Source organism: Pectobacterium fontis (genome assembly GCF_000803215.1).
In the GTDB taxonomy this organism is placed as follows: domain Bacteria; phylum Pseudomonadota; class Gammaproteobacteria; order Enterobacterales; family Enterobacteriaceae; genus Pectobacterium; species Pectobacterium fontis.
On sequence record NZ_JSXC01000084.1, the window covers coordinates 1 to 1,559 of the forward strand.

At 45.2% G+C, this 1,559-nt stretch carries 1 protein-coding gene, 1 tRNA gene and 1 rRNA gene; all 3 read left to right on the forward strand.

The features are described 5' to 3' along the window. Positions 1-41 precede the first annotated feature (41 nt). Positions 42-117, forward strand: a tRNA-Thr gene (locus OI69_RS18655). A gap of 36 nt (positions 118-153) precedes the next feature. Continuing rightward, positions 154-269, forward strand: a 5S ribosomal RNA gene (rrf, locus tag OI69_RS18660). A 309-nt stretch (positions 270-578) separates the two neighbouring features. After that, positions 579-1,559 (forward strand): MFS family transporter (locus tag OI69_RS18665; RefSeq protein WP_039354161.1); only part of this gene is annotated, 981 nt, incomplete at its 3' end.

Below are 1,559 nucleotides of genomic sequence, written 5' to 3' on the forward strand. Positions count from 1 at the left end.
TGTGAGAGTAGGGAACTGCCGGGCATCAATTATACAGGTGCGCTGATATGGCTCAGTTGGTAGAGCGCACCCTTGGTAAGGGTGAGGTCCCCAGTTCGACTCTGGGTATCAGCACCAGTGATTTGGGTTAATGTTCGGTTTAAAAAGAATTTACCTGGCGGCGATAGCGCGGTGGTCCCACCTGACCCCATGCCGAACTCAGAAGTGAAACGCCGTAGCGCCGATGGTAGTGTGGGGCTTCCCCATGTGAGAGTAGGGAACTGCCAGGTTTCAATTAAAACAAAAGGCCATCCTTAATCGGATGGCCTTTTGTTTATTTCTATTTTGGGATACTAGATGCTTCCTTTTACCCAAATCAAATAAACGCCGCTTCTCTTCTTATTAATCCGCCTCATAATAACGTCTTGTTTGTACCTCTTTATTCACTCCGGTTTCATAATAAAGATAACCAGAGTCGCTGATTGTGTTGCTATATTAATAAATTATTACAATCAGGAATTTTTTGCCTCTGGGCTTAAGTACTGATTTACTATAGTCGGAATCGTTCTATGCCCATAAAAACAGGAGAATAAAATAGGATGGCTGATCTAACGGAAAATGCGAAAGATACACGTCAACGTATCCAGGCTATAGTTGGCGCTTCATCAGGTAATTTGGTTGAGTGGTTTGATTTTTATGTTTATTCCTTTTGCTCAATCTATTTCGCCCATATCTTTTTCCCGTCGGGAAATACCACCACTCAATTACTACAAACCGCAGGGGTTTTTGCAGCAGGCTTTTTAATGAGACCGATAGGCGGTTGGCTTTTCGGTTATATTGCTGACAAGCATGGTCGTAAAAATTCAATGCTAATTTCGGTTTGCATGATGTGTTTCGGATCTCTGGTGATTGCCTGTCTGCCAGGATATGAAACCATCGGTACTTGGGCTCCCTTTTTGCTGCTATTAGCCCGTTTATTTCAGGGGCTTTCTGTCGGTGGGGAATACGGCACCAGCGCGACCTATATGAGTGAAGTGGCTGTTGAAGGTAAGAAGGGATTTTATGCTTCTTTCCAGTATGTCACGTTGATTGGTGGTCAACTGCTGGCGTTGTTAGTTGTTGTAATCTTGCAGCAAATTCTGAGTGATGAAGATTTGCGGGCATGGGGATGGCGTATTCCATTTGCTCTTGGTGCTATTCTGGCGATTGTTGCGCTTTATTTACGCCGTTCTCTAAATGAAACGTCTGATAAAACGACGCGTGGACATAAAGATGCGGGCTCACTCGCAGGTTTGTGGAAACATCGCCGTGCCTTTATTACCGTACTGGGTTTTACCGCTGGGGGCTCTTTAGCTTTTTATACATTCACGACTTATATGCAAAAATATTTGGTGAATACGGCGGGAATGCATGCGAAAACGGCTAGCGGAATAATGACCCTTGCGCTGTTTATCTTTATGCTGCTGCAACCGTTCTTTGGTGCGCTGTCGGATAAAATTGGGCGGCGTAGTTCCATGCTTTGCTTCGGCGGGTTTGCGGCATTGCTGACGATCCCCATTCTGACGGTGCTACAGAGTGTG